22 protein-coding genes are annotated in these 22448 nt (G+C 73.2%); 5 read left to right on the plus strand and 17 right to left on the minus strand.

From position 1 onward, the window contains the following. Positions 1-7: 7 nt before the first annotated feature. The 3 genes from gatB to gatC are packed head-to-tail and all read right to left on the minus strand — an operon-like array spanning position 8 to position 3344. Positions 8-1513 carry an Asp-tRNA(Asn)/Glu-tRNA(Gln) amidotransferase subunit GatB gene (gene gatB, locus G567_RS0118940; protein WP_028931221.1) on the minus strand — a complete coding sequence of 502 codons (1506 nt, stop codon included), beginning with the start codon at positions 1511-1513 and terminating at the stop codon, positions 8-10. Next, on the minus strand, positions 1510-3024 hold the full coding sequence (gene gatA, locus G567_RS0118945) for an Asp-tRNA(Asn)/Glu-tRNA(Gln) amidotransferase subunit GatA (protein ID WP_028931222.1): 1515 nt from the start codon (positions 3022-3024) through the stop codon (positions 1510-1512). The genes gatB and gatA overlap by 4 nt, the downstream gene beginning before the upstream one ends. Further along, positions 3021-3344, minus strand: coding sequence for an Asp-tRNA(Asn)/Glu-tRNA(Gln) amidotransferase subunit GatC (gene gatC / locus G567_RS0118950; RefSeq protein ID WP_028931223.1), 324 nt, complete (start codon positions 3342-3344; stop codon positions 3021-3023). The genes gatA and gatC overlap by 4 nt, the downstream gene beginning before the upstream one ends. A 312-nt stretch (positions 3345-3656) precedes the next feature. Here gatC and G567_RS0118955 point away from each other — a divergent pair, with 312 nt between their 5' ends. Then, a complete protein-coding gene (locus G567_RS0118955; RefSeq protein WP_028931224.1) occupies positions 3657-4337 on the plus strand; it encodes an ACT domain-containing protein in 681 nt (226 codons plus the stop codon). 116 nt (positions 4338-4453) lie between these two features. Here G567_RS0118955 and G567_RS0118960 read toward each other — a convergent pair whose 3' ends face one another. The 4 genes from G567_RS0118960 to ligA form a co-directional block, all read right to left on the minus strand. Then, a complete protein-coding gene (locus G567_RS0118960) occupies positions 4454-5173 on the minus strand; it encodes a 3-keto-5-aminohexanoate cleavage protein (RefSeq protein ID WP_084796255.1) in 720 nt (239 codons plus the stop codon). Positions 5174-5348: 175 nt separating this feature from the next. Further along, a complete protein-coding gene (locus tag G567_RS0118965; RefSeq protein ID WP_028931226.1) occupies positions 5349-6731 on the minus strand; it encodes a phenylacetate--CoA ligase family protein in 1383 nt (460 codons plus the stop codon). A gap of 25 nt (positions 6732-6756) precedes the next feature. Further along, positions 6757-7353 carry a TetR/AcrR family transcriptional regulator gene (locus G567_RS32290; RefSeq protein ID WP_051233290.1) on the minus strand — a complete coding sequence of 199 codons (597 nt, stop codon included), beginning with the start codon at positions 7351-7353 and terminating at the stop codon, positions 6757-6759. A gap of 116 nt (positions 7354-7469) precedes the next feature. Next, on the minus strand, positions 7470-9842 hold the full coding sequence (gene ligA / locus G567_RS0118975; RefSeq protein WP_051233291.1) for an NAD-dependent DNA ligase LigA: 2373 nt from the start codon (positions 9840-9842) through the stop codon (positions 7470-7472). A gap of 40 nt (positions 9843-9882) precedes the next feature. Here ligA and G567_RS29875 point away from each other — a divergent pair, with 40 nt between their 5' ends. Continuing rightward, positions 9883-10314, plus strand: a complete 432-nt coding sequence (locus G567_RS29875; protein WP_161631723.1) for a MarR family winged helix-turn-helix transcriptional regulator — start codon at positions 9883-9885, stop codon at positions 10312-10314. Then, positions 10311-10862, plus strand: coding sequence for a DUF2306 domain-containing protein (locus G567_RS29880; RefSeq protein ID WP_051233293.1), 552 nt, complete (start codon positions 10311-10313; stop codon positions 10860-10862). Before G567_RS29875 ends, G567_RS29880 begins: the two co-directional genes overlap by 4 nt. Here the strand turns inward: G567_RS29880 and G567_RS0118990 are convergent. The 3 genes from G567_RS0118990 to G567_RS0119000 form a co-directional block, all read right to left on the minus strand. Further along, entirely contained in the window at positions 10801-11400 is a 600-nt protein-coding gene (locus tag G567_RS0118990; protein ID WP_028931228.1) for a TIGR03086 family metal-binding protein, read from the minus strand. The genes G567_RS29880 and G567_RS0118990 overlap by 62 nt on opposite strands. 48 nt (positions 11401-11448) lie before the next feature. Beyond that, the gene (locus G567_RS0118995; protein WP_028931229.1) at positions 11449-12546 is read right to left on the minus strand and encodes a pyridoxal-phosphate-dependent aminotransferase family protein; all 1098 of its coding nucleotides are present in this window, start codon (positions 12544-12546) and stop codon (positions 11449-11451) included. Positions 12547-12745: 199 nt separating this feature from the next. Further along, positions 12746-13783: a uroporphyrinogen decarboxylase/cobalamine-independent methonine synthase family protein gene (locus G567_RS0119000; RefSeq protein WP_028931230.1), complete on the minus strand. Its 1038-nt coding sequence runs from the start codon at positions 13781-13783 to the stop codon at positions 12746-12748. Between the two features lie 306 nt (positions 13784-14089). Between G567_RS0119000 and G567_RS0119005 the strand changes: the two genes are divergently transcribed. Then, the gene (locus G567_RS0119005; RefSeq protein ID WP_037057676.1) at positions 14090-14710 is read left to right on the plus strand and encodes a hypothetical protein; all 621 of its coding nucleotides are present in this window, start codon (positions 14090-14092) and stop codon (positions 14708-14710) included. A 9-nt stretch (positions 14711-14719) separates the two neighbouring features. On the opposite strand, the gene mnmA is transcribed toward G567_RS0119005, so the two are convergent. The 7 genes from mnmA to G567_RS0119045 all read right to left on the minus strand — a co-directional run bounded on the left by mnmA (position 14720) and on the right by G567_RS0119045 (position 21822). Beyond that, positions 14720-15808, minus strand: coding sequence for a tRNA 2-thiouridine(34) synthase MnmA (mnmA, locus tag G567_RS0119010; RefSeq protein ID WP_028931232.1), 1089 nt, complete (start codon positions 15806-15808; stop codon positions 14720-14722). A 15-nt stretch (positions 15809-15823) separates the two neighbouring features. Then, positions 15824-17059, minus strand: coding sequence for a cysteine desulfurase family protein (locus tag G567_RS0119015; RefSeq protein ID WP_084796257.1), 1236 nt, complete (start codon positions 17057-17059; stop codon positions 15824-15826). An 816-nt stretch (positions 17060-17875) separates the two neighbouring features. Continuing rightward, entirely contained in the window at positions 17876-17998 is a 123-nt protein-coding gene (locus tag G567_RS36710; protein WP_261763858.1) for a hypothetical protein, read from the minus strand. A 228-nt stretch (positions 17999-18226) separates the two neighbouring features. Then, a complete protein-coding gene (locus G567_RS0119030) occupies positions 18227-19177 on the minus strand; it encodes a lysophospholipid acyltransferase family protein (protein ID WP_147201133.1) in 951 nt (316 codons plus the stop codon). Next, positions 19174-19938, minus strand: coding sequence for a GNAT family N-acetyltransferase (locus G567_RS0119035; RefSeq protein WP_028931235.1), 765 nt, complete (start codon positions 19936-19938; stop codon positions 19174-19176). The genes G567_RS0119030 and G567_RS0119035 overlap by 4 nt, the downstream gene beginning before the upstream one ends. A gap of 125 nt (positions 19939-20063) precedes the next feature. Continuing rightward, positions 20064-21008, minus strand: coding sequence for an electron transfer flavoprotein subunit alpha/FixB family protein (locus tag G567_RS0119040; RefSeq protein ID WP_028931236.1), 945 nt, complete (start codon positions 21006-21008; stop codon positions 20064-20066). Positions 21009-21033: 25 nt separating this feature from the next. Beyond that, positions 21034-21822, minus strand: coding sequence for an electron transfer flavoprotein subunit beta/FixA family protein (locus G567_RS0119045; RefSeq protein WP_028931237.1), 789 nt, complete (start codon positions 21820-21822; stop codon positions 21034-21036). Between the two features lie 320 nt (positions 21823-22142). On the opposite strand from G567_RS0119045, the gene G567_RS0119050 reads away from it, so the two are divergent. Next, positions 22143-22448 (plus strand): helix-turn-helix domain-containing protein (locus G567_RS0119050; protein WP_154667164.1); only part of this gene is annotated, 306 nt, incomplete at its 3' end.

The raw sequence follows: 22448 nt of genomic DNA on the forward strand, positions 1-22448 counted from the left end.
GTGTTACTCACTCACGGGCGGCCCGCTGCAACACGAGTTCCCGCACCCGCTTGGCGTCGGCCTGCCCCTTGGTCGCCTTCATGACCGCACCGACGATCGCCCCGGCGGCCTGCACCTTCCCACCGCGGATCTTCTCCACCACGTCCGGTTGCGCGGCGAGAGCCTCGTCGACCGCGGCGATCAGCGCGCCGTCGTCGGAGACGACCTTGAGGCCGCGCTGCTCGACGACCTCGTCCGGGCCGCCCTCCCCGGCCAGCACGCCGTCGACGACCTGGCGGGCCAGCTTGTTCGTCAGCTCACCGGCGGCGACCAGCTCGATCACCCGCGCGACGTCGGCGGGCCGGATCGGCAGCGCGTCGAGCGCGATACCGCGCGTGTTCGCCTGCTGGGCCAGGTACGACACCCACCACGACCGCGCCTCCGACGACGGCGCGCCTGCCGCGACGGTGGCCTCGATGAGCTCCAGCGCCCCGGCGTTGACCAGATCGCGCAGCTCCTCGTCGGACAGCCCCCATTCGGCCTTGACCCGCTTGCGGTGCTCCCAGGGCATCTCCGGGAGGGTGCTGTGCAGCTGCTCGACCCACTCGTCCGAGGGCGCGATCGGCGCCAGGTCGGGCTCGGGGAAGTACCGGTAGTCCTCGGCGGTCTCCTTGCGACGGCCCGGCGACGTGGTGCCGGTCGCCTCGTCGAAGTGCCGCGTCTCCTGCACGACCGTCCCGCCGGCCAGCAGCACCGCGGCCTGCCGGGTCATCTCGTAGCGGACGGCCCGCTCGACCGAGCGCAGCGAGTTGACGTTCTTGGTCTCGGTCCGGGTGCCGAACTCGGACGAACCGCGCGGCATGAGCGAGACGTTCGCGTCGCAGCGCAGCGACCCCTGGTCCATCCGCACATCCGAGACGTCCAGTGCCCGCAGCAGGTCGCGCAGCGCGGTCACATAGGCCCGGGCGACCTCGGGGGCCCGCGCCCCGGTCCCGGTGATCGGCTTGGTGACGATCTCGATCAGCGGGACGCCGGCGCGGTTGTAGTCCAGCAGCGAGTACTCGGCGCCGTGGATACGGCCGGTCGCGCCGCCGACGTGCAGCGACTTGCCGGTGTCCTCCTCCATGTGCGCGCGCTCGATCCCGACCCGCACGACCGACCCATCGTCCAGCTCGAGATCGAGATACCCGTTCACCGCGATCGGCTCGTCGTACTGCGAGGTCTGGAAGTTCTTGGGCATGTCCGGATAGAAGTAGTTCTTCCGCGCGAACCGACCCCACGGCGCGATGGTGCAGTTCAGCGCCAGCCCGATCCGGATCGCCGACCCCACCGCGGCGTGGTTGATCACGGGTAGCGAGCCCGGCAGCCCCAGGCAGGTCGGGCAGACCTGGGTGTTCGGCTCGGCGCCGAAGTCGGTCGGGCAGCCGCAGAACATCTTGGTGTTCGTCGACAGCTCGACATGCACCTCGAGCCCGAGCACCGGGTCGAACCGCTCGACGACCTCATCGTAGTCGACCAACGTGGGCGCGCTCATGCGGAGACCTCCATCGGCGGGACACGGTGGATCAGGGCGCCGCCGCCCTCGGCGTCGCGCGCGGCCTCGTACGCCGCGGCCACCCGGTACATCACGGCCTCGCCCAGCGCCGGAGCCATGATCTGCAGGCCGGTGGGCAGCCCGTCCTCGGCCGCGAGCCCGCTGGGGACCGACATCGCGGCGGTCCCGGCGAGGTTGGTCGGGATCGTGGCGAGGTCGTTGAGGTACATCGCGAGCGGGTCGTCGACCTTCTCCCCGATGGGGAACGCGGTCGTCGGCGCCGTCGGCGAGACCAGCACGTCGGCCTGGGCGAACGCCGTGGCGAAGTCGCGGCTGATCAGCGTCCGCACCTTCTGCGCCTGCCCGTAGTAGGCGTCGTAGTAGCCGGAGGACAGCGCGTAGGTGCCGAGCATGATGCGCCGCTTGGCCTCCGGCCCGAAGCCCGCCTCCCGGGTGGCGGCCATGACCTCCTCCGCGCTGGTGCCGTTCTCGACGCGCAGCCCGTAGCGCATCGCGTCGAACCGCGCCAGGTTCGACGACACCTCGCTGGGCAGGATCAGGTAGTAGGCGGGCAGCCCGTACTGGAAGTGCGGTGCGCTGACCTCGACGACCTCCGCGCCCAGCTTCTCCAACTGACGCAGCGCGGCCTCGAAGTTGCTCTGCACCCCGGCCTGGTACCCCTCGCCGCCCAGTTCCCGGACGACGCCGACGCGCAGGCCTCGCAGGTCACCATCCGCACCCCGCCGGACGGCCTCGAGGACGGCCGGGACCGGCGCGTCGATCGAGGTGGAGTCCAGCGGGTCGGGCCCGGCGATCACCTCGTGCAGCAGCGCGGCGTCCAGCACGGTGCGCGCGCACGGCCCGCACTGGTCCAGCGACGACGCGCACGCCACCAGCCCGTAGCGGGAGACCCCGCCGTAGGTCGGCTTGACCCCGACTGTCCCGGTCATCGCGGCGGGCTGACGGATCGAACCGCCGGTGTCGGTGCCGATGGCGAGCGGGGCCTCGAAGGCCGCCAGCGCCGCGGCCGAACCACCGCCCGAGCCACCGGGGATGCGGCTGGTGTCCCACGGGTTGCGGGTGGGCCCGTACGCCGAGTACTCGGTCGAGCTGCCCATGGCGAACTCGTCCATGTTCGTCTTGCCCAGGATGGTGATCCCGGCGGCGCGCAGCCGCGTGGTCACCGTCGCGTCGTACGGCGGGCGCCAACCCTCGAGGATCCTCGACCCACACGTCGTCGGCATGTCCATGGTCGTGAAGACGTCCTTGAGCGCCAGCGGAACCCCGGCCAGCGGGGACGCCGGGGCGGTACCGGCGGCGATCGACTCGTCGACCAGCGCGGCGTTCGCCAGCGCCGCCTCGCGCGCAACATGCAGGAACGCGTTCACCTGCCCGTCGACGGCGGCGATGCGATCCAGATGCGCCCTGGTGACCTCGACGGCCGAGACCTCCCGGGAGTGGATCTTCACGGCGAGCTCGGCCGCGGTGAGCCGGATCAGCTCGGTGCTCACTGTTCCTCCCCCAGGATCTGCGGGACCCGGAAGCGGCCGTCCTCGACCGCGGGCGCTCCGGAGAGCGCCTGCTCCTGGGTCAGCCCCGGACGCCGCTCGTCGGGACGGAACACGTTGGACAGCGGGACGGCATGCGAGGTCGGTGGGATGTCGTCGGCCGCGACCTCGCCCACCCGGGCGACCGCGCCGAGGATCACGTCGAGCTGACCGGCGAAGACATCGAGCTCGTCGTCGGTGACGGCGAGCCGGGCCAGCCGGGCGAGGTGAGCGACCTCGTCCCGGGTGATGGCCCCGCTCGGCGGCGGGGTATCGAGAGACATGTCCCTCCTGGGTGGAACGGTGTGCGGGGCGGGACCCGGTGCGGGCACGCTCACGGCAGGGTGGGGGTCCCCGGCGACGTGCGGCGCGCGCGTCAGGACGCCGCCTGCGGCGGGGCCGATGACGAGTCTAGTCCCCGGCGAGTCACCCCTTGCGCGCCCGTCGGGCACGGACCGCAGCTCGACGCGCACGGTGGGTGCTGTCCCCGCCGTCCCGAGCCTGGCAGGATCTCCCGCGCAGTGCCGCGTCGGCCGCCCGCGAGGCACGGGCCACACCGCCGCGGGCATGGGTCGTCGTGACGAGGAGGCGTGCGGGTGTCGTTCCTGCTCCGCGTGGTGCTGCCGGACCGACCGGGCAGTCTTGGAGCGGTTGCGACCGCGCTCGGCAACGCCGGGGCCGACATCCTCGGCGTCGACGTCGTGGAACGTTCGGCGGGCACGGCCGTCGACGACCTCGCCGTCGAGCTGCCCGCGGGCCGGCCTCCGGATGTGCTCATCACCGCGGCCGAGGCGGTGCCCGGGGTGCAGGTCGAGTCGGTGCGGCCCTACGTGGGCCGGCTCGACACCCATCGCGAGCTCGAGCTCGTCGACGAGATCGCCGGCGATCCCGCTCATGGGCTGCAGCGACTCACCGACGAGGTGCCGCGGCTGTTCCGGGCCGGCTGGGCGCTCATCGTGGTGCGCGAGGGCGGACGGTCGTGGCGGCTCGCGGAGAGCGGCGCCGCACCCGAGACCAGGGCAGGCGATCTGCCGTGGCTGCCGCTGACCACGACGATGGTCATCGATCCCGAGACCCAGTGGGTCCCGAGCCCGTGGCGCGAGCTGGACACCGAGCTCGCGGCGGCGCCGTTCGGTCCGGCCTCGTCGGCGCAGGCGCTGGTGGTGGGGCGACCGGGCGGTCCGGCCTTCCGGCGGTCCGAGCTGGCCCGGCTGACGCACCTGGCCGGCATCGTCACCGCGGTGCTGGGCCCGGAGGGAACCAGCGCGGGCGGGTGATCGGCGGTTGGGCAGGGGGAACCGCGATCGGCGCGGCCGCGGGCGCCGAAACGACGATCATGGTCGAGGGGATCGGCCGGGGCGGATCGGCCGGGGATCGGCTCCCGGGCGGCGGGTCAGACGCGGATGGCCAGCGCCGACTTGACCAGGTCGTCGTTGCCCGTCGCGAGCCACCCGTCGGGCCGGACGAGGACGTCCTCGAAGCCGATGCGGGTATCAATGCCCATTCGCATCGCGTACTCCAGGACCGGCCAGGCTCCGCCCTCCTCGCCGTGCAGCAGCACCGGCACCGGCAGCGAGCCAAGGGCGCGCAGGATCCGGATCGCCTCGGCGACGGCGGTCTCGGGGTCGGACACCGTCGACTCGGCGAGCACCCGCACGGTGCGTGGCGGGACCCCGTGCTGGCGAAGCGTGACGGCATCGCCGCTGGTCCACACCCCGAGTTCCACGCCGATGCCCACCGAGGCCGCGGCCTGGCAGACGTCGACCCAGCCCTTCTCGTGCACGTTCACCGAGCAGACATCGGGTTTCCCGACGCCGAGCTGACCCCAGGACAGCACGGCCTCGACCCGGACCCGCGGATCGGGTTGGATCCAACGGCCGGTGGCCACCCCGATCTCCATGCCCGGGACCTCGGCCCGGATGAGCGCGACCGCATCCCCGACATGGGCGGGATCGAGGGTTTCCTCGCCGTTGGGGCCGCGCGGGTGCACATGCACCGAGGAGATACCCAGCCGGGCGATCGTGCGGGCATCGCGCGCGAGGTGGCGAGAGAGGACGGGAAGCGCCGGGTGCGCGTCGGCCGGCCGTGAGCCGTTCAGGACCGCCTGCAGCACCAGACAACCTCCTCCGCCCGAGTGAGCCTAGTCACCGTCGGAGCAATTGCCATATCTCCGATCGGAGACCACCAGGCCACAGTTGATCATGACATGCCGTCGATCGTACTGCGCGACCGGGGCGCGGGAACATACCGGGACGTCATGCCGCGCCGGCGCGGAGCAACGGCAGGGATCAGCGCAGGGGGATGAACCGGCAGAGCTTGCCGGTCTCGGGATGACGCTGCAGGTTCGGCACCGGACGGACCACGACCTCGGGACGGGCGAGACCGCTGCCCGCCAGCGCGGCGGCGAGCCGGCGTTGCAGACCCGCCACGTCCAGCCCGGGATCGGCCACCGCTGCCACGTCGATCCCGCCGGGTGTCTGCCGGACCTGATACTCCAGCACTTCCGGGGTCTGCACCAGCACCGAGCGCATGACCAGCGGGTGGACGGTCACCGCGCCGTAGCGGAAGACCTCGTCCGAGCGACCTTGCACACGCGCCCGCAGGTGGCCGTGCCCCGCGGCGGGCGGTTCCGCGACGAACCGGTCGGTGAGCTCGTAGCGGATGAGCGGCTGCACCTGGTTGTACAGGTTCGTGACCAGTACCTTCGCCGACGACGTGCCGGGTGGCACCGGACGGTTGCGATCGTCGACGAGCTCGAGGACGCACCCGTCCTCGGCGAACACGATCGCCTCCTCGCCGGGCGGGCTGTTGCCGACCAGCCCCTCGGTCGAGCCGAAGCCGTCGATCAGCGGGGCTCCGAATCCCGCCGTGATCGCGGCGCGTAGTTCGGGGGTGCAGGTCTCGCTCGTGCAGGTGACCGCGACCGGGGCGATCCGCAGCCGCCCGGCCCGCTGCTCTCCGGCCAGCCGGGCCAGCATCGTGGGATAGCCGAACAGCAGCGGCGCCTGCAGCGCGTTGAGCCGCTCGACGATCTCCGGCAGCGGCAGGGTGACCGGCACCGAATGGAAGCGGAACGGCAGCCGTCCGCCTGCGGTGAGCGGGCCCGCGGTCCCGGTGGCGTGGAGGGGCGAGCCCGCCGCGACCATCGCGGCGGGGAGGCCACCGGGCGGCCCGCCGGTCGCGGCGATCCGGGCGGCGAACCCGCGGGTCAGCGAGCCGTAGAACTGCACGCACGCCGGGCCGTCGAGGACGAACACGGCGCGTTGTCCCGTGCTTCCCCCCGAGGCGAGCGCGAGGTGGACCCCCTGCAGCACCGCGGGCTCCCGGCCCGCCGCGGCGAGCGCCTCCTCCACCGCGCGGTGCGTCAGCCGCCGGTCGGTGAAAACGTCGTCGAGCTCGTTCATCATCTCGGCCTTCGTCATCACCGGCAGCGTGGCGAGGTCCGCGGGACCGACCGCGTCGAGGTCGATCCCGCGCAGCCGCCGGGAGTGGAAGGGGGAATGCGCGGCGGCGTGGGCGAGCAGGGCCTGCAGCCTGAGCCGCTGGTGAGCGACGATCCGCGCGCGGTCCCAGTCCAGCCGAGCGATGAGCTCCGGGTAGGCGGCGAGGAGGGCGGCATTGGTCCGGTCGCGCAGCGCGACGAACGGGGACGTGGCGGTGGTGGCGGTCACGATGGCTCCTCGGCGGGAGGCGGGATCAGATCGGCTCGACGAGGCGAGCGGCGAGGTCCTCCAGGTAGCGCACCGGGAGGGCCGCCGGGTCGGCGGCGCGTTCCAGTAGCAGCCCGGCGTCGACGGCGAAGATCAGCTCGGCGAAGACGCGGGGCGGGTACACGGGGGCGAGGCCGCCGCGGGCGAGCACGGATCCCACCGCCTCGGTGAAGTGGCCCAGGGCGCGGGCGTGCAGGTCGGCGTAGCGGCGGCCCAGCCCGGGGTCCCGCGCGGCCAGTACGCGGAACTCGACGAGCAGCCGCAGCCAGCCGGCGCCCTCCTCGGTGCGCCGGACGTTCGTGCGCAGCAGGGCGAGCAGGCCGTCGAGCCCGGCGTGCGCGGCGGCCACGCGCGCGTTCTCCGCCGCCCGGTCGGAGATCCGGCGCTCCAGCAGCGCGAGGAACAGGTCGGCCTTGCTCGCGAACTGGGAGTACACGACACCCTTCGAGAAGCCCGCCTCGTGGGCGATCGCGTCGAGGTTCGCGCCGCCGTACCCGCGTTCGAGAAAGATCCGCCGCGCCGCGACGAGGACGAGCTCCCGGTTCCGCTCGACCTGCTCCGCTCTGGTCAGCCGCGTCGTCACGGGAGAATTAGATACCCAAGGTATTCGAATGTCAACGGAATCCGAGTACCATCGGTATCTGATTCGCCCGCTCGACCGTATGTCACGGGAGGGACCGACAACCCGCCAGCCGGCCGCTAACCCGTCGTGCTCACCACCTGCCGGGCGGCATCCGGGCCGCGTTCCAGCAGCACCCGGAATCCCTCCTCGTCGAGCACCGGAACGCCGAGATCGACCGCCTTGTCGTACTTGGAGCCCGGCGCGTCACCCGCGACCAGGAACGCGGTCTTCTTCGACACCGAGCTCGCGGCCCGGCCGCCACGGGCGGCGATGGCCTCCTTCGCCTCGTCCCGGGAGAAGCCGTCCATCGAGCCGGTGACCACAATGGACATCCCTTCGAGGGTCCGCGGCACGGAGACGTCGGCCTCGTCGACCATCCGCACCCCCGCGGCCCGCCATTTGGCCACGACCTCGCGGTGCCAGTCGACGGTGAACCAGTCACGTACGGCCGCCGCGATCGTCGGGCCGACCCCCTCGACGCCGGCGAGCGGCGCCAGCGCGGCCGCGACCGCCTTGGCCTTGGCCCGCGTCGTCTCGGCATCCGCGGCCTCTCCGAGAGCCGCAACCTCCGTGCCCTCCGCGGCCTCCATCGTGGACGGTTCGGGCTCGTCGGCGGCCGGCACACCGTTGCCCGCCGGCCCGGCGCCCTCCGCCCCGGCGCCATTGTCGGCTGTACCGTCGGAGGTGATCGCGACGCCGGCCCGCGCGGTCTCGGCGGCCGCCGTCTCGGCCGCCGCCTCGATGGCCTCGAGCGAGCCGAACTCGCGGGCCAGCGCCTGCGCCGCGGTCGGCCCGACGTGCCGGATCGACAGCCCCACCAGCACCCGCCAGAGTGGACGGTCCTTGGCGACCTCGAGGTTCGCCAGCAGCTTGCGCCCGTTGGCCGAGAGCTCACCCGCCTTGGTGCGGAACAGCTCGACCCGCAGCAGATCGGCCGCGGTGAGGGAGAAGACGTCGCCCTCGTCGATGACCACCCCGGAGACAAGCAGCGCGGTGGCCGCCTCGTAGCCCAGGCCCTCGATGTCGAACGCCCCGCGGCCGGCGACGTGGAACAGCCGCTCGCGCAGCTGCGCGGGACAGGACCGGGCGTTGGGGCAGCGCAGGTCGACGTCGCCCGCCTTCTGCCGGGCGAGCTCGGTGCCACACTCCGGGCAGTGCGTGGGCATGACGAACTCGCGCTCCGAGCCGTCGCGCACGTCGACGATCGGCCCGAGCACCTCGGGGATGACATCGCCGGCCTTGCGGATGACCACCCGGTCGCCGATCAGTACGCCCTTGCGACGCACCTCGTCGGCGTTGTGCAAGGTGGCCAGCGCGACCGTCGAGCCCGCGACCTGAACCGGCTCCATGAACGCGAACGGGGTGACCCGGCCGGTGCGTCCGACATTCACCCGGATGTCCAGCAACGTGGTGGTGGCCTCCTCCGGCGGGTACTTGACGGCGATCGCCCAGCGCGGTGCGCGCGAGGTGGACCCGAGCCTGCGCTGCAGGGCCACCTCGTCGACCTTCACGACGACGCCGTCGATCTCGTGTTCGACGTCGTGGCGGTGCTCGCCCCAGTACTCGACGTGCTCGATCACCTTGTCGATGCCGCGCAACATGACGGTGCGGTCGGAGACCGGCAGGCCCCACGCCCGCAACGCCTGGTATGCCTCCGACTGCCGCATCGGGGCGAACCCCTCGCGCTTGCCGAAGCCGTGGCAGATCAGCCGCAGGTTGCGCGACGCGGTGACCCGCGGGTCCTTCTGCCGCAACGAACCCGCCGCCGTGTTGCGCGGGTTGGCGAACGGCGCCTTGCCCGCTGCCACGAGCGAGGCGTTGAGCGCCTCGAAGTCGGCGAGCCGGAAGTAGACCTCCCCGCGCACCTCGAGGACCTTCGGCACCGGCCACGCGTCGGAGCTCGTCAGTCGTTGCGGCACCTCGGACAGGGTGCGGATGTTGAGCGTGACGTCCTCACCGGTGCGACCGTCACCGCGGGTGAGCCCGCGGACGAACCTGCCGTCCTCGTAGAGCAGATTCACCGCCAGGCCGTCGACCTTGAGCTCGCACAGGTAGTGCAGGGCGGCGTCGGCGCCCAGTTCCCGGCCGACCCGCTCGGCCCAGCCGCGCAGCTCCTCGGTGTCGAAGACGTTGTCGAGGCTGAGCATGCGTTCGAGATGGTCGTGGGCCGTGAAGTCGGTCGAGAACCCCGCCGAACCGCCCACCACCCGCTGGGTCGGCGAATCCGGCGTGACCAGCTCCGGATACGCCTCCTCGAGCGCGCGGAGCTCGCGCCACAGCTCGTCGAACTGACCGTCGGAGATGACGGGCGAATCCAGCACGTAGTAGCGGAACTGATGGTCGGCGACCTCAGTGGCCAGCTGCGCGTGCCGGGCGCGGGCAGCGGCTGGGGCATCGGGGCTCACGCGGCAGAGATTAGTGCGATGCACCGACGATCTCGGGAGACCCATAGAGGGTTGTCCTCCTAACTTACCGTGCTAAGTTATAGGTGTGTCTCACGATTTGACCTTCGACCTGCACGTGCTGACCGCGCGGCTGGACCGCGCGGCCGAGGAGATCCTGCAGCCGGCCTTCGGCCTGTCCTACCGGCGGTTCCTGACCCTGCTGCTCGTCGGCGAGCTCGGCCCGGTCACCCAGCGGGCGCTCGCCGAGGCGCTGGGAGTCTCCGAACCGTCGGTGAGCCGGATGACCGGTGCACTGGCAGGCACCGGGCTGCTCGAGGCCGGACCCGACCCGGCAGGCGGGAACCGGCGGCGGCTCACCCTGACCCCATCCGGCAAACAGGCGGTCGCCCAGTGCCGCGACCTGCTCGAACGCCGGTTCGCCGACGTCGTCGAACGCAGCGGCGTCAGCTACGGCGACTACGCCCGCGACACCCGGCGCCTGATCGCGGCGCTGGACGACAGGGAGGATGAACGATGACGGGACCCACGATGCTGGTGGCCGCCCATACGGCCAGCGCCCTGGTGTGCCTGCTGCTCGGCGGCTACCAGCTGCTGCGGCGAATCAAGGGCGACCGCACCCACCGGATCGCCGGATGGATGTGGGTGACGGGCATGCTGTTCGTGGCCACCAGCTCGTTCGCCATCCGCGACCTGAGCGAGGGGCGGCTGAGCCTGCTGCACGTCCTCTCGGTCGTGACGCTGGTCAGCCTCGTCGCCGGAATCCTCGCCGCACGCCGGGGTGACCTGCGCGGGCACCGGTCCGCCATGCTGGGCAGCTGGCTCGGCCTGACCGGGGCGTTCCTCGGCGCGGTCGCGGTGCCCGGACGACTGATCCCCACGTTCGTGGTCACCGAGCCGCTGGGCGCCCTCGCCGCGGGCGCCACCGTCGTCGCGCTGACCGTGGCGCTGATCCTGCTGGCGCGCTGGGCCGATCGCCGCACGGGTACCGGGCGACGGGGCCTGATCAGCGGGTCACCGGAGCTTCGGCTGGACGATCGGGCGCCCACGACGGGTCGCGGCCGCTGAGGCGGAGGAGCCGGTCGAGCGGTGCCGCATCAGCGGACATGTCGACGATCGGGCCGAAGAGCCCCGGCGTGCCCTGCGGGGACGCCACCGCCGCGACGAACCCGAGGCAGGCCTCGACGCTCGCCGGATCGGCGGCATAGGCCTGCCCGGTGGCGCGGGCGAGGTCCCAGCCGTGCAGCACCAGCTCGTCGAGCGCGACGGTCGCGACCTGCGGCGCGGGCATGGTGGCCCCACCCACCGAGGCGATCCCCTCCCACGCCGCCGGGTCGCGCCAGGCGGCGACGAGTTCGTCGAGCCGCCGAGGCAGGACCCGCCGCCAGTCCGGGTCGAGCCGGTCGGTCGCGGCCGGTTGCGGGGGGCCGGGATCGGGCGCCTTCACCGCGGCCCCGCGGAACGCCCCGGCGAGCCCGACCAGGTGGTCGAGCAGGGCGGCGACGGTGGTGTCGGTGCACGGCGTCGGGGCGTCGAGCCGGTCGTCGGCGACGCCGTCGAGCAGCAGCACGATCCGACGGGCGGCGGGTTCGAGATCGAGGGTCATGCAGGTATGACGGCGCGCGGCGCCATCATTCATCGGCCCCACGGGGGATCAGCCCAGCAGCTGCCGCACCGCCCCGAGCAGCGTGACCACCGAGCGCTCGGTGGCGGCATGCCCCATCAGCCCGATCCGCCAGGCGCGGCCGGCAAAGGCGCCCAGCCCGCCGCCGACCTCGATCCCGAACTCGCCGAGCAACCGCTTGCGCAGCACCTCCTCGTCGAGGCCCTCGGGCAACGTCGTCGTGGTGAGCTGCGGCAACCGCGCCCCCTTCGGCGCGACCAGCCCGAAGCCGAGCTCGGGCAGCGCGCCCTGCAGCAGCGCGCCGATCCGGGCGTGACGCTCCCACACCTGCTCGACGCCTTCCTCCAACAGCCGCCCGAGGCCGGCGTGCAGCGCGTACGCCAGGGTCGAGGACGCCGTGTGGTGGTAGGTGGGCGGGCTGGCCAGGAAATAGTCGTGCAGCAGCCCGAGGTCGAGGTAGAAGGACCGGATCGGCGTCCGGCGGGCGCGCATCCGCGCCATGGCCCGGGGGCTCAGCGTCACCGGGGCCAGGCCGGGCGGGGCGCCCAGGCACTTCTGCGCGGCCGAGTAGCAGGCGTCGATCTGCCACTCGTCGACCTCCAGCGGGGTTCCGCCCAGCGCGGTCACCGCATCGACGAGCAGCAACGTGTCGGTCCCGGCCAGCTCGGGCCCGAGCGGGGCGACGTCGTTGCACACGCCGGTGGAGGTCTCCGCGGCCACGACGGCGAGCAGCGCGGCCTGCGGGTTCGCCCGCTGCGCCGCGAGCAGGTCGGCCGGGTCGAGCGGGCTGCCCCACGGCGCCTCGACGCGCACGACCTCGGCCCCGCCGCGGCGCGCGACCTCGCACAGCCGCTCGCCGAAGTACCCGTTGACGCCGACGATGATGGTCGCGCCCGGCTCCAGCAACGACACCAGGCAGGCCTCCATCCCGGCCGATCCGGTGCCGCTGACCGGCAACGTGAGGGCGTTGGCGGTGCGGAACACAGCCCGCAGCCGGTCGCCGATCTCGCTGATCACGCCGAGATACTCGGGGTCGAGGTGGCCGAGCACCGGCCGGGTCAGCGCCTCGAGCGCCTCGGGGTAGGGGACGGACGGGCCAGGGCCCAGCAGAAGGCGATCACCGTGCATACCGGCAACCTACGCCCGTCGTGCCGTCAACTCCCGCAGGACGTCCCGTCCGGCCGGCGACGCCCCGCCGGAGATCAACGTTTGGGCGGGTTCCACCGCGGATTTCGCGGCTGGAGCCGCCGAAACGGCGATCATGTCACGGGGGTGGATCGGCCGGGGCGGACCGGCCGGACGGACCGGCCGAGGTAGCCGAGCCGCTCTACCAACCCTCCGGCGGGTCGGTGAAGGCCTCCCCCAGCTGCCTGGCGAGCGACATCGCGCGGCGGGCCCATTCGGGCGTCGCCCCCACCAGCCCGCACGCGGGCGTCGGGACGACCAGCTCGGGGAGCCGGGAGCGGTCGAAGCCGAGCCGGTCGGCGAGGTCGAACGCGGTCCGGGCCAGCTCCTTCAGCTCCGGTGGCCGCGACGGCGCCTGCACCGGGACGAGCCCGAGCAGCAGCGGCGTGCCCGTATCCCAGACCTCGCCGAGCGCGTCGAGCATCGCCGGGACGGCGGTGTCCCCGCTCAGCGCGGGTTGCGTCGCGTCGATCCCGATCCCCGCGGCCCCGATCCCGGCGAGCAGCCGCACCGGGGGCCGCTCGGCGCAGCAGTGCACGACGACCGGCGCCGCCAGCTGGTCGACCATTCCGCGCAAGGCGTCCGCGACCTCGGGCTCGGGCACGGCGCGCACCGTCCCGTACCCCGACGCGGTGGGCAGCGAGCCGCACAGCACGGCGGGCAGCGACGGCTCGTCCAGCTGCACGAGCACCCGGGCGCCGGTGCGCGCGGCGATCTCGGCGACGTGCCCGCACAGCCCCTCGGCGAGGCTCTCGGTGAACTCGCGGACGGCACCGTGGTCGGTGAGCACCCGGTGCCCGGAGCGCAGCTCCACCGACGCGGCCAGCGTCCATGGGCCCGCCACCTGCACCTTCACCCAGTCCGGACGGACCGGATCGCAGGCTTCGTCGAAGGCGTCGACGTCGCCGCGCAGCAGGTCGACGGCGCGGCGCTGGTCGCGGCCCGGTCGGGCGGTCACCCGGTAGGCGGTCGGCACCACCTCCACCGCGAGGTCGACCAGCAGCGCCGCCGCCCGCCCGATCGGGTCGGCGCCGGCGCCGCGAGCGGGCAGCTCGGGCAGATGCGGCAGCGCCGGCAGCTCCCCGACCACGGTCGCGGCGGCCTCCCGCGCAACGGTGCCGGGCAGCGAGCCGACGCCGGTGGCCGCTCCCGCGGACCAGCGCACGGGCGGCTCCTCCACCCGCTCGGGTTCGGGCGCGGTGACGAGGAGACCGCCCGGATCCGGTGCGGCAGGCGCGGGCCCGCCGGGCACGGCGCCGGACAGCCCCGCGGCGGCGAGCGCCTCGGCGAGCGGGTCGGAGGGAGTGCTCATGGCCGAGGTGTACCCGATGGGCTCCGGCGGTGCGCCACCGCCCACCCACGGTGGCTCGGGACGGCCGCTGAATCGACCCGGAACTGGCCGTTGCCGGACCCGGTCCGCCGGAGGACCGTTGGTCCGGCCGGTGGCGCCACCGGGGCGCTGCCCGGATCGGAAGGGGGTGGGGTCGTGTTCGCACGCTCCACCACGGTGCAGGCCCAACCGGAGTCGATCGACGACGGGATCGCGCACCTCCGCGACACGGTGCTGCCCCAGCTGCAGGAGATCGACGGGTTCATCGGCCTGTCCCTGCTGGTCGACCGGGAGTCCGGCCGGTGCATCGCTGCCAGTGCCTGGCAGTCCGAGGATGCGATGCGCGCCAGTGCGGACCAGCTACGGACCGTTCGCGAGCGGGCCGCGGAGATCTTCGGTGGCAGCCTTCAGATCGATGAGTGGGAGATCGCCGTCCTGCACCGGGACCACACCTCACGCCCGGGCGCCTGGGTGCGCGCCACCTGGGTGCGCGGCGATCCGGCTCGGCTCGACCAGGCGATCGACGTCTACAAGATGGCCTTGCTGCCGGCCCTGGAGGAGTTCGACGGGTTCTGCAGCGCCAGCCTGCTGGTCAACCGGGGGTCCGGACTCGGCGTGTCGTCGGTGACCTTCGACAGCCGCGAGGCGCTGGACGGCAGCCGGGACCGAGGGACCACCCTGCGCGAGTCGATCAGCCGGGACGCCGGCGTCGAGGTCATGGAGGTTCGCGAGTTCGAGTTGGCGCTGGCCCACCTGCGGGTGCCCGAGCTGGCCTGACTGCGGCTCTCAGCGCGCGGCGGTGATCGTGGCACTGCCCAGCACCACGTCCCCGGCCGCGTCCGGCCGGTACAGCGCGACGGCCTGCCCGGGGGCGACGCCGCGCAACGGCTCGTCGAGGCGCACCCGCAGCGACCCGTCGGCGGTCTGCCATGCCGTCGCCGGGGCCAGCCCGCCGTGCGCCCTGACCTGGGCCACGCAGCGGAGCGGGCCGTCCGGGTCGACGCCACCGCACCAGACCGGCAGGGCGCCGTCGATCTCCCGGACGTCCAGCGCGGCGGCCGGCCCCACGGTCACGGTCCCGGTGGCGGGCTCGATGCCCAGCACGTAACGGGGGCGGCCGTCGGCGGCGGGCCGGTCGATGCCCAGGCCCTTGCGCTGGCCGATCGTGAAGCCGTGCACGCCGTCGTGGCGGGCCAGCTCCTGTCCGCTCTCGGCGTCGACGACCGCGCCGGGACGGGCGCCGATCCGCTCGCCGAGGAACGCCCGGGTGTCCCCGGAGGGGATGAAGCAGATGTCGTGGCTGTCGGGTTTGTCTGCCACCCGCAGCCCGCGCGCGGCCGCCTCGGCCCGGACCTGCGCCTTCGGCGTGTCACCGATCGGGAACAGGGCGTGCGCCAGCTGGTGGGCGGTGAGTACCGCCAGCACGTAGGACTGGTCCTTGTCCGCATCGACGGCGCGCCGCAGGGTGGGCGGGGAGGCGGCGTCGAGCCGGGCGTAGTGCCCGGTGCAGACCGCGTCGAAGCCCAGGGCGAGGGCCTTCTCGGCCAACGCCGCGAACTTGATCTTCTCGTTGCATCGCAGGCACGGGTTGGGTGTCTGCCCGGCGGCGTAGGCGGCGACGAAGTCGTCGACGACGCTCTCGGTGAACTGGGCGGCGAAGTCCCAGACGTAGAACGGGATGCCGAGCACGTCGGCGGCGCGCCGGGCGTCGCCCGCGTCCTCCTTGGAGCAGCAGCCCCGCGAGCCCCCGCGGAGCGCCGCGGGCGTCTCCGAGAGCGCCAGATGCACCCCGACGACGTCGTGTCCGGCATCGACCGCCCGCGCCGTGGCGACCGCCGAGTCGACGCCGCCGCTCATCGCGGCCAAGACCCTCATCGCGCGCGTCCCGGGTCAGCTCCGGCCGGCGGCTGCCCGCCGGTGCGCGCGGCCGTTCCCGTTCTGGCCCGCGCGCCGGGCCCGCTCGACGACCTGGCCGATGACCGCGGCGACGGCGGCAACGTCCTCCGCGGTGGACGTGTGCCCCAGCGAGAACCGCAGCGAGCCGCGGGCGGTGGCCTCGTCGGCGCCCATCGCCAGCAGCACGTGGCTGGGCTGGGCGACCCCCGCGGTGCAGGCCGAGCCGGTGGAGCATTCGATGCCGTGCGCGTCGAGCAGCATGATCAGACTGTCGCCCTCGCAGCCGGGGAAGGACAGATGGGCATTACCCGGCAACCGCGACGGCCCGCCGTCGATCAGCCCGGTGCCGGGGTCACCGTTGAGCCTGGCGTCGGGGGCCGCGGCGCGCACCTTGCCCACCAGATCGTCGCGCAGGCCCGCGACGACCTCGGCGCGCCGCGGCGCGTCGGCCACCGCGAGCTCGACGGCGGTGGCCAGACCGATGACCGACGGTGTGTCCACCGTTCCCGAGCGCACATCACGTTCCTGCCCGCCGCCGTGCAGCAGCGGGGTGACCCCGACCTCGCGGCCCAGCAGCAGCGCGCCCGCGCCGTACGGGCCGCCGAGCTTGTGCCCGGTGAGGGTGAGCGCGTCCGCGCCGCAGGCCGCGAAGTCGACCGGGAGGATGCCGACGGCCTGCACGGCGTCGGTGTGTATCGGGACGCCGAACTCGTGGGCGATGTCGACCAGCTCGCGGATCGGGTTCACCGTGCCGACCTCGTTGTTCGCCCACATCACCGAGACCAGCGCGACGGTCTCGGGCGCGCGCGCCATGGCCGCCCGCAGTGTCTCGGGGCGGACCCGGCCCCACTCGTCGACCTCGAGCAGCTCCAACTGCGCGCCCTCGTGCTCGGCCAGCCACTCGGCCGAGTCCAGGACGGCGTGGTGCTCGATCTCGGAGACCAGCACGCGGGTGCGCCGCGGATCGGCCGCCCGGCGGGACCAGTACAGGCCCTTGACGGCGAGGTTGTCGCTCTCGGTGCCGCCGGTGGTCAGCACGACCTCGGACGGACGGGCACCGACCGCCGCGGCGAGCCGCTCGCGGGCCTCCTCGACCAATCTGCGGGAGCGCCGGCCCGACGAGTGCAGGGACGAGGCGTTGCCGGTGATCGCCAACGCCTCACTCACCGCCGCCACCGCCTGCGGGAGCATCGGTGTCGTGGCGGCGTGGTCCAGATAAGTCGCGTTCACCCCAGTCACTGTCCGTCTCCGTCGGCCATCCCCGGCGTCCAGCGTAGTCGCCGCACCGGGCCGGGCCCCTGCGCCCCGCCATCAGGCGGCGACGATGGCCAGCCCCGAGGCCACCACGTGCACCAGCGCGGCCACCAGCAGGCCAACGGTGGCCAGCGGGCTGGTCGTTCTCGTTCGCGAAGGGCCACGGCAGCGAGCGCTCGTCGAGCGGCCGGCCGGGCAGCAGCACCGCGGCGGCTCCGGCCGCGGCGAGTACGCACACCCCCACGGCCAGCGCCGCGTCCCGGTAGGCCCGCAGCAGCGAGCGCGCCACACCGGCGTTTTCTCGCGACTCCATCGGTCGACGTTCGCCCGCACACTCACCGACACCCGCCCGGGGTCCGGGTTCGTTCACAGGACGGCCGACGTCTCGCCCTCATTGACCTCGCGGCAATCCCCGAGTTCGCCCCCGTTCGAGTCCGCGTCGAGACAGAACCCCACCGGGTACCCCGCACTGGAATGCAACGTCACCCGCACGCTCTGCTTGCCGGCACCTCAAATCCTCGGACTCGCGGAAGAACCAGTTCACCTCGACGTCCTGCCAGAACGGGCCGACGATGATCCCCGGATGCCCCGGTTCGAGGTCGCGGATAGGAAGATCCGGCGGCGGGTCCCACACGACATACCGGCCGTACGCCAACCGGTCAGGATCCATGCCGGTCCTTCTCATCACTGCTGCGCGCACTCGGCCCACGAGCCCTCCGAGCCTCCGTCCCACGGATACGACGTGATCATCCCGTTACTGCCCGACACGACCCACGCCGAGCGGTCCGGAGCTCAGTGGTAGATCCACACCAGCTTGCCGTCCTCACGCGCCGGCGCGACCCGGCTCATCACATTGCTCATGCACTCCTTGGCCACGGCCCAGTCGGTGACCCGGTGCTTGACCTCGATGTACACCGCCCTCCACACCCGTCCGTCCCCGCACAGCAGCTCCTCGGCGGAGCCGTCGTCCGCCGGGATGCTGTCGAAGTACTCGAACCGATGGGATTCGGGGACGTCCGCGCCGCTGCCGTACTGCGAAGATCATGAGCCTGAGGGGCCCATCCTCGATCGCGCGGCACGCCATGATCAAATAGCGGATGAAGGAACCAGTCGATCGAGCCGCGGCGGTGACGCTCGGTCAGCTCAGACGGCGTGGGCCGCGGCCACGGGGCGCGTTACCCGGCCGGGATGCACCGGATGGGCCACGCCGGTCACCCCGGCGATCGCCGCGCCCGCCGCCGCGGCCAGCTCGCGGCGGTCGGCCGCGGCGCCGGGGGCGATCGCGGGCAGCACGGTCAGCTCGCACACCAGGCCTGGCAGCCCCATCGCCCGGCGCAGTGCGCCGAGGAAGGTGTCCTCGCCGATGAACGCGGCGGCCCGGGCCGGGCTGCCGTCCGGTAGCCGCAGCGTGATCGCCACCGGGCGCACCTGTGCGCCCGCGTCGAGCGCGGCCTGGAACGCCGCGCGCCGGAACGGGCCCGCGGCGCCGCCGCACCACGTCGTCCCCTCCGGGAAGACGCCGACGGCCGCACCCCCGCGCAGCGCCTCGGCCATCGCCGCGGCCGTCGCGGGCAGCCCGCGCAGCCCCGCGCGGTCGACGAACAGCGTCCCCAGCCGGGCGGCCAGCGCACCGACGACCGCCCAGTCGCGGACCCCCCGCTTGGCGAGCATCCGCACCGGCTGCACGGCGCCGAGGGCGAGCACGTCGATCCAGGACAGGTGGTTGGCCACCACCAGCACCCCGGTGCCGGGCTCGGCATAGCGCCCGCCGCGGACCCGCAGCCGCACCCCCGCCGCCCGCAGCACGCCGCGGAACAGGCACGCGACGGTCCTGCCGCGCAGGCGCGCGTTCGGCAGCGGTAGCCAGAGGAGAGGGAGGGCGACGAGCAGCAGCACCGTCAGCGCGCAGAGCCGGCGTGCGATCCGCAGCCGGCGCGGCAGGACCGCGGGCGGCAGGCAGGCAGGCCCGCACGGAGAGTAGGGCATCCAGGCCCCACCGGGGCGGTCGGTCGCGGATGACAGGCCGGGATGGGCCGGGCGGACGATCCGCAGTCGCGCGACGTCGGCGACCGACGGTGGCGCGGGCGCGCTCACCGATCCGCGCCGAGGAAGAACCGCAGGTAGCGGTCGTCGACGTGGTCGAGGCCCAGCAGGACGAAGAAGTCTGCGACGCCGAAGTCCGGATCGTGGGCGGGCGGCCCGCACACCCAGGCCCCCAGCCGCAGGTAGCCGCGCAGCAGCGCGGGCATGGCGCCGCGCCGGTGGCGCATCGTGGGCGCGGGCAGCCACGGGCGCAGCGGCCGGACCCGGTACCGCTGCGGCGCGAGGTGCCGCGCCCACGTCCGGTCCCAGACGCCCGCGGCGAGCGCGCCGCCGTCGTCGAGGGGAACACTCGCGCATCCGGCCAGCCAGCGGTTGCCGGTGAGCAGCAGGTAGCGGGCGATTCCGGCCCAGATCAGCCCGACGACGGCGCCGTCTCGGTGGTCAGGGTGCACGCAGGACCGGCCCGCCTCGACCAGCGAGGAGCGCAGCGGCGCGAGCGCGGCCAGGTCGAACTCGCCGTCGGAGTAGAGCGCGCCCGCCGCGACCGCCCGCTCCGGCGGCAGCAGCCGGTAGGTTCCGACGATCTCCCCGGTGCCGTCGTCACGCACCACCAGGTGGTCACAGAACTCGTCGAACCGGTCAGCGTCGACGCCGGGCGCCGGGCCATGCACGTCGGCGCCCAGCTCGGTCGCGAACACGTCATGGCGCAGCCGCTGGGCGGCCTGCACCTCGTCGGCGTCGGTCGTCAGCATCAGGGAGTACCGGGACCCGGCCGCCTCGGGCGTCCGGACCAGCACCTGTGAGGAGGTCACGGCCACATTGGTACGGGGCGCGGGCAAACACCCGAGCCCACCGGTGACGACGCCGGGTGGCAACCCGGTGAACAGACACGACAGCGCCCCCGGCCACGGCCGGGGGCGCTGCGCCGATACGAGCGTCAGGCCTTGCGCTTGGCGATCTCCTCCTGCAGCTGCGGGGCGACCTTGAACAGGTCCCCGACCACGCCGAGGTCGGCGATCTCGAAGATCGGCGCCTCCGAGTCCTTGTTGACCGCGATGATCGTCTTACTGGTCTGCATCCCGGCCCGGTGCTGGATCGCGCCGGAGATGCCCAGCGCGATGTACAGCTGCGGGGAGACGGTCTTGCCGGTCTGCCCGACCTGGAACTGGTGCGGGTAGTAGCCCGAGTCCACCGCCGCCCGCGACGCGCCGACCGCGGCCCCGAGCACATCGGCGAGGCCCTCCACGATCGCGAAGTCGTCCGCCGAGCCGACCCCGCGACCACCGGCGACCACGACCGAGGCCTCGGTGAGCTCCGGACGGTCGCCGCCGACGATCGGCTCCCGGCTGATCACCGTGGCGCTGCGCCCGGACGCAGGCACCGCCACGGTCTCCTCGGCACCCGCGCCCTCGGCCTGCTCGATCTCCACCGAACCGGCGCGCAGGGTGATCACCGGATGCCCGGTGTTCGCCTTGGCCTCGGCGATGTAGGCCCCGCCGAACACCGAATGCGTCACACCCGTCGGCGACACCGCGACCGCGTCGGCCAGCAGCGCCGAGCCGGTGCGCACCGCGAGCCTGCCCGCGATCTCCTTGCCGTCGGCCGACGCCGAGATCAGCACCGCCACCGGGTCGACCTGCTCGACCAGCGACTCGAGGACCGACACCTGCGGGGTCAGGAACTCGGCGGAATCGGTCTCCGCGGCGTAGATCTTCGCCGCGCCGTGCGCACGCAGCCCCTCGGCCAGCCCCGCCGCGGTCCCGGCCGGGCCCACCACCACCGCCGACGGCTCGCCCACCGTCCGCGCCGCGGTCAGCAGCTCATACGTGCTTTTCTTGTTCTCGCCGTCGAGGTGGTCGACGAGGACCAGTACCTCAGCCATGACTGTTCTCCTCCGTCGATCCGGGTCAGATGAGCTTCTGCGCCACCAGGTACGCGGCGATCTTCGAACCGCCGTCGCCCTCGTCCTCGAACTTCTCGCCCGCGCTCTTCGGCGGCTTCGGCTGCGAGCTCGTCACGCTCGACAGGGCGTTGGCCAGACCCACCTCCGACGCGTCGAGCCCGGCATCGGTCAGGCTCAGCGTCGTCACCGGCTTCTTCTTCGCGGCCATGATTCCCTTGAACGACGGGTACCGCGGCTCGTTGATCTTCTCGCCCACGCTCACCACCGCGGGCAGCTCCGCGGTCAGCTCGGTCACCCCGTCATCGGTCTCCCGCTTCACCCGCACCGTCGAGCCCTCGATCGCGATCTCCCGGGCGTGGGTCAGCGCCGGCAGCCCCAGCACGTCCGCGACCATCGCCGGCACCGCGGCGGCCCGCCCGTCCGACGCCTCGTTCCCGGCCAGGACCAGGTCGAACCCCTCGACCGTGCCCAGCACCTTGGCCAGCGCCCGCGCGGTCTGCACCGCGTCGCTGCCGTGCAGCGCCTCGTCCGAGAGGTGCACCGCGGCGTCCGCCCCCATCGACAGCGCCTTGCGGATCGCGTCGGTGGCCCGGTCAGGACCCATCGTCACGACAGTGACGGTCGAATCGCCGCCATCGCCTTCCTTCAGCTGCAGGGCCGCCTCGACCGCCCGCTCATTGATCTCATCCAGCACCGCGTCCGTGGCGTCCCGGTCCAGGGTGTGGTCAGAATCGGACAGCTGTCGTTCCGAATAGGTATCCGGTACCTGCTTGACCAGCACGACGATTTTCATCGGACCTCTTCGACCTCCTGCCGGTGAGCGGCGCACGCCCCGTGCGGTACACCGCTTGCTCGCCAAAACCTCTCCGGGGGCGCTGCCGCCGATGGCCGCAACCCGGTGGCCGGGGCGGTCGCGGCGCCGTGCCCGTTCGATCATCGAACTGTGCCAGCCACGGCCGCGGGGCGGCGGGGCGGGCGACCTTCTGAGCATTCTTGCCGGGGGGTATCGGCTCGGCAAACGCATGTGAGGTGAGAACACTCACCAAGCGGTGGGCCTCCGGTCCACTAGTGTCTTGCGCCTGAAATTCGTTGATGATGTCTAGTATGGGCGTCGTGGCACGCACGGGACGGCCGGTGGCCGCGGTGACCTTGACCGACGACGAACGGGCGACTCTGGTGCGCTGGTCGCGGCGGGCGAAGTCGTCGCAGGCGCTGGCGCTGCGATCGCGCATCGTGTTGGCCTGCGCGGACGGTGGGTCCAATCAGGACGTGGCCGCCGATCTCGGGGTGTGGCCGCAGACGGTGGGCAAGTGGCGGCGCCGCTTCGTGGAGGCGCGCCTGGACGGCCTGTCCGACGAGCCGCGGCCCGGTGCTCCGCGCACGGTCACCGACGAGCAGGTCGAAGCGGTCGTGACGGCC

Origin of the sequence: Pseudonocardia asaccharolytica DSM 44247 = NBRC 16224 (assembly GCF_000423625.1) — a bacterium.
GTDB lineage: Bacteria > Actinomycetota > Actinomycetes > Mycobacteriales > Pseudonocardiaceae > Pseudonocardia > Pseudonocardia asaccharolytica.

Coding starts and splice junctions, on each gene's coding strand:
- G567_RS0119040 (WP_028931236.1), bottom strand. CDS start 21,008: ATGGCTGAGGTACTGGTCCTCGTCGACCACCTCGACGGCGAGAACAAG.
- G567_RS29880 (WP_051233293.1), top strand. CDS start 10,311: ATGACGGGACCCACGATGCTGGTGGCCGCCCATACGGCCAGCGCCCTG.
- gatC (WP_028931223.1), bottom strand. CDS start 3,344: ATGTCTCTCGATACCCCGCCGCCGAGCGGGGCCATCACCCGGGACGAG.
- G567_RS0119045 (WP_028931237.1), bottom strand. CDS start 21,822: ATGAAAATCGTCGTGCTGGTCAAGCAGGTACCGGATACCTATTCGGAA.
- G567_RS0118990 (WP_028931228.1), bottom strand. CDS start 11,400: ATGACCCTCGATCTCGAACCCGCCGCCCGTCGGATCGTGCTGCTGCTC.
- gatB (WP_028931221.1), bottom strand. CDS start 1,513: ATGAGCGCGCCCACGTTGGTCGACTACGATGAGGTCGTCGAGCGGTTC.
- G567_RS0118995 (WP_028931229.1), bottom strand. CDS start 12,546: ATGCACGGTGATCGCCTTCTGCTGGGCCCTGGCCCGTCCGTCCCCTAC.
- ligA (WP_051233291.1), bottom strand. CDS start 9,842: ATGGGTCTCCCGAGATCGTCGGTGCATCGCACTAATCTCTGCCGCGTG.
- mnmA (WP_028931232.1), bottom strand. CDS start 15,808: ATGAGGGTCTTGGCCGCGATGAGCGGCGGCGTCGACTCGGCGGTCGCC.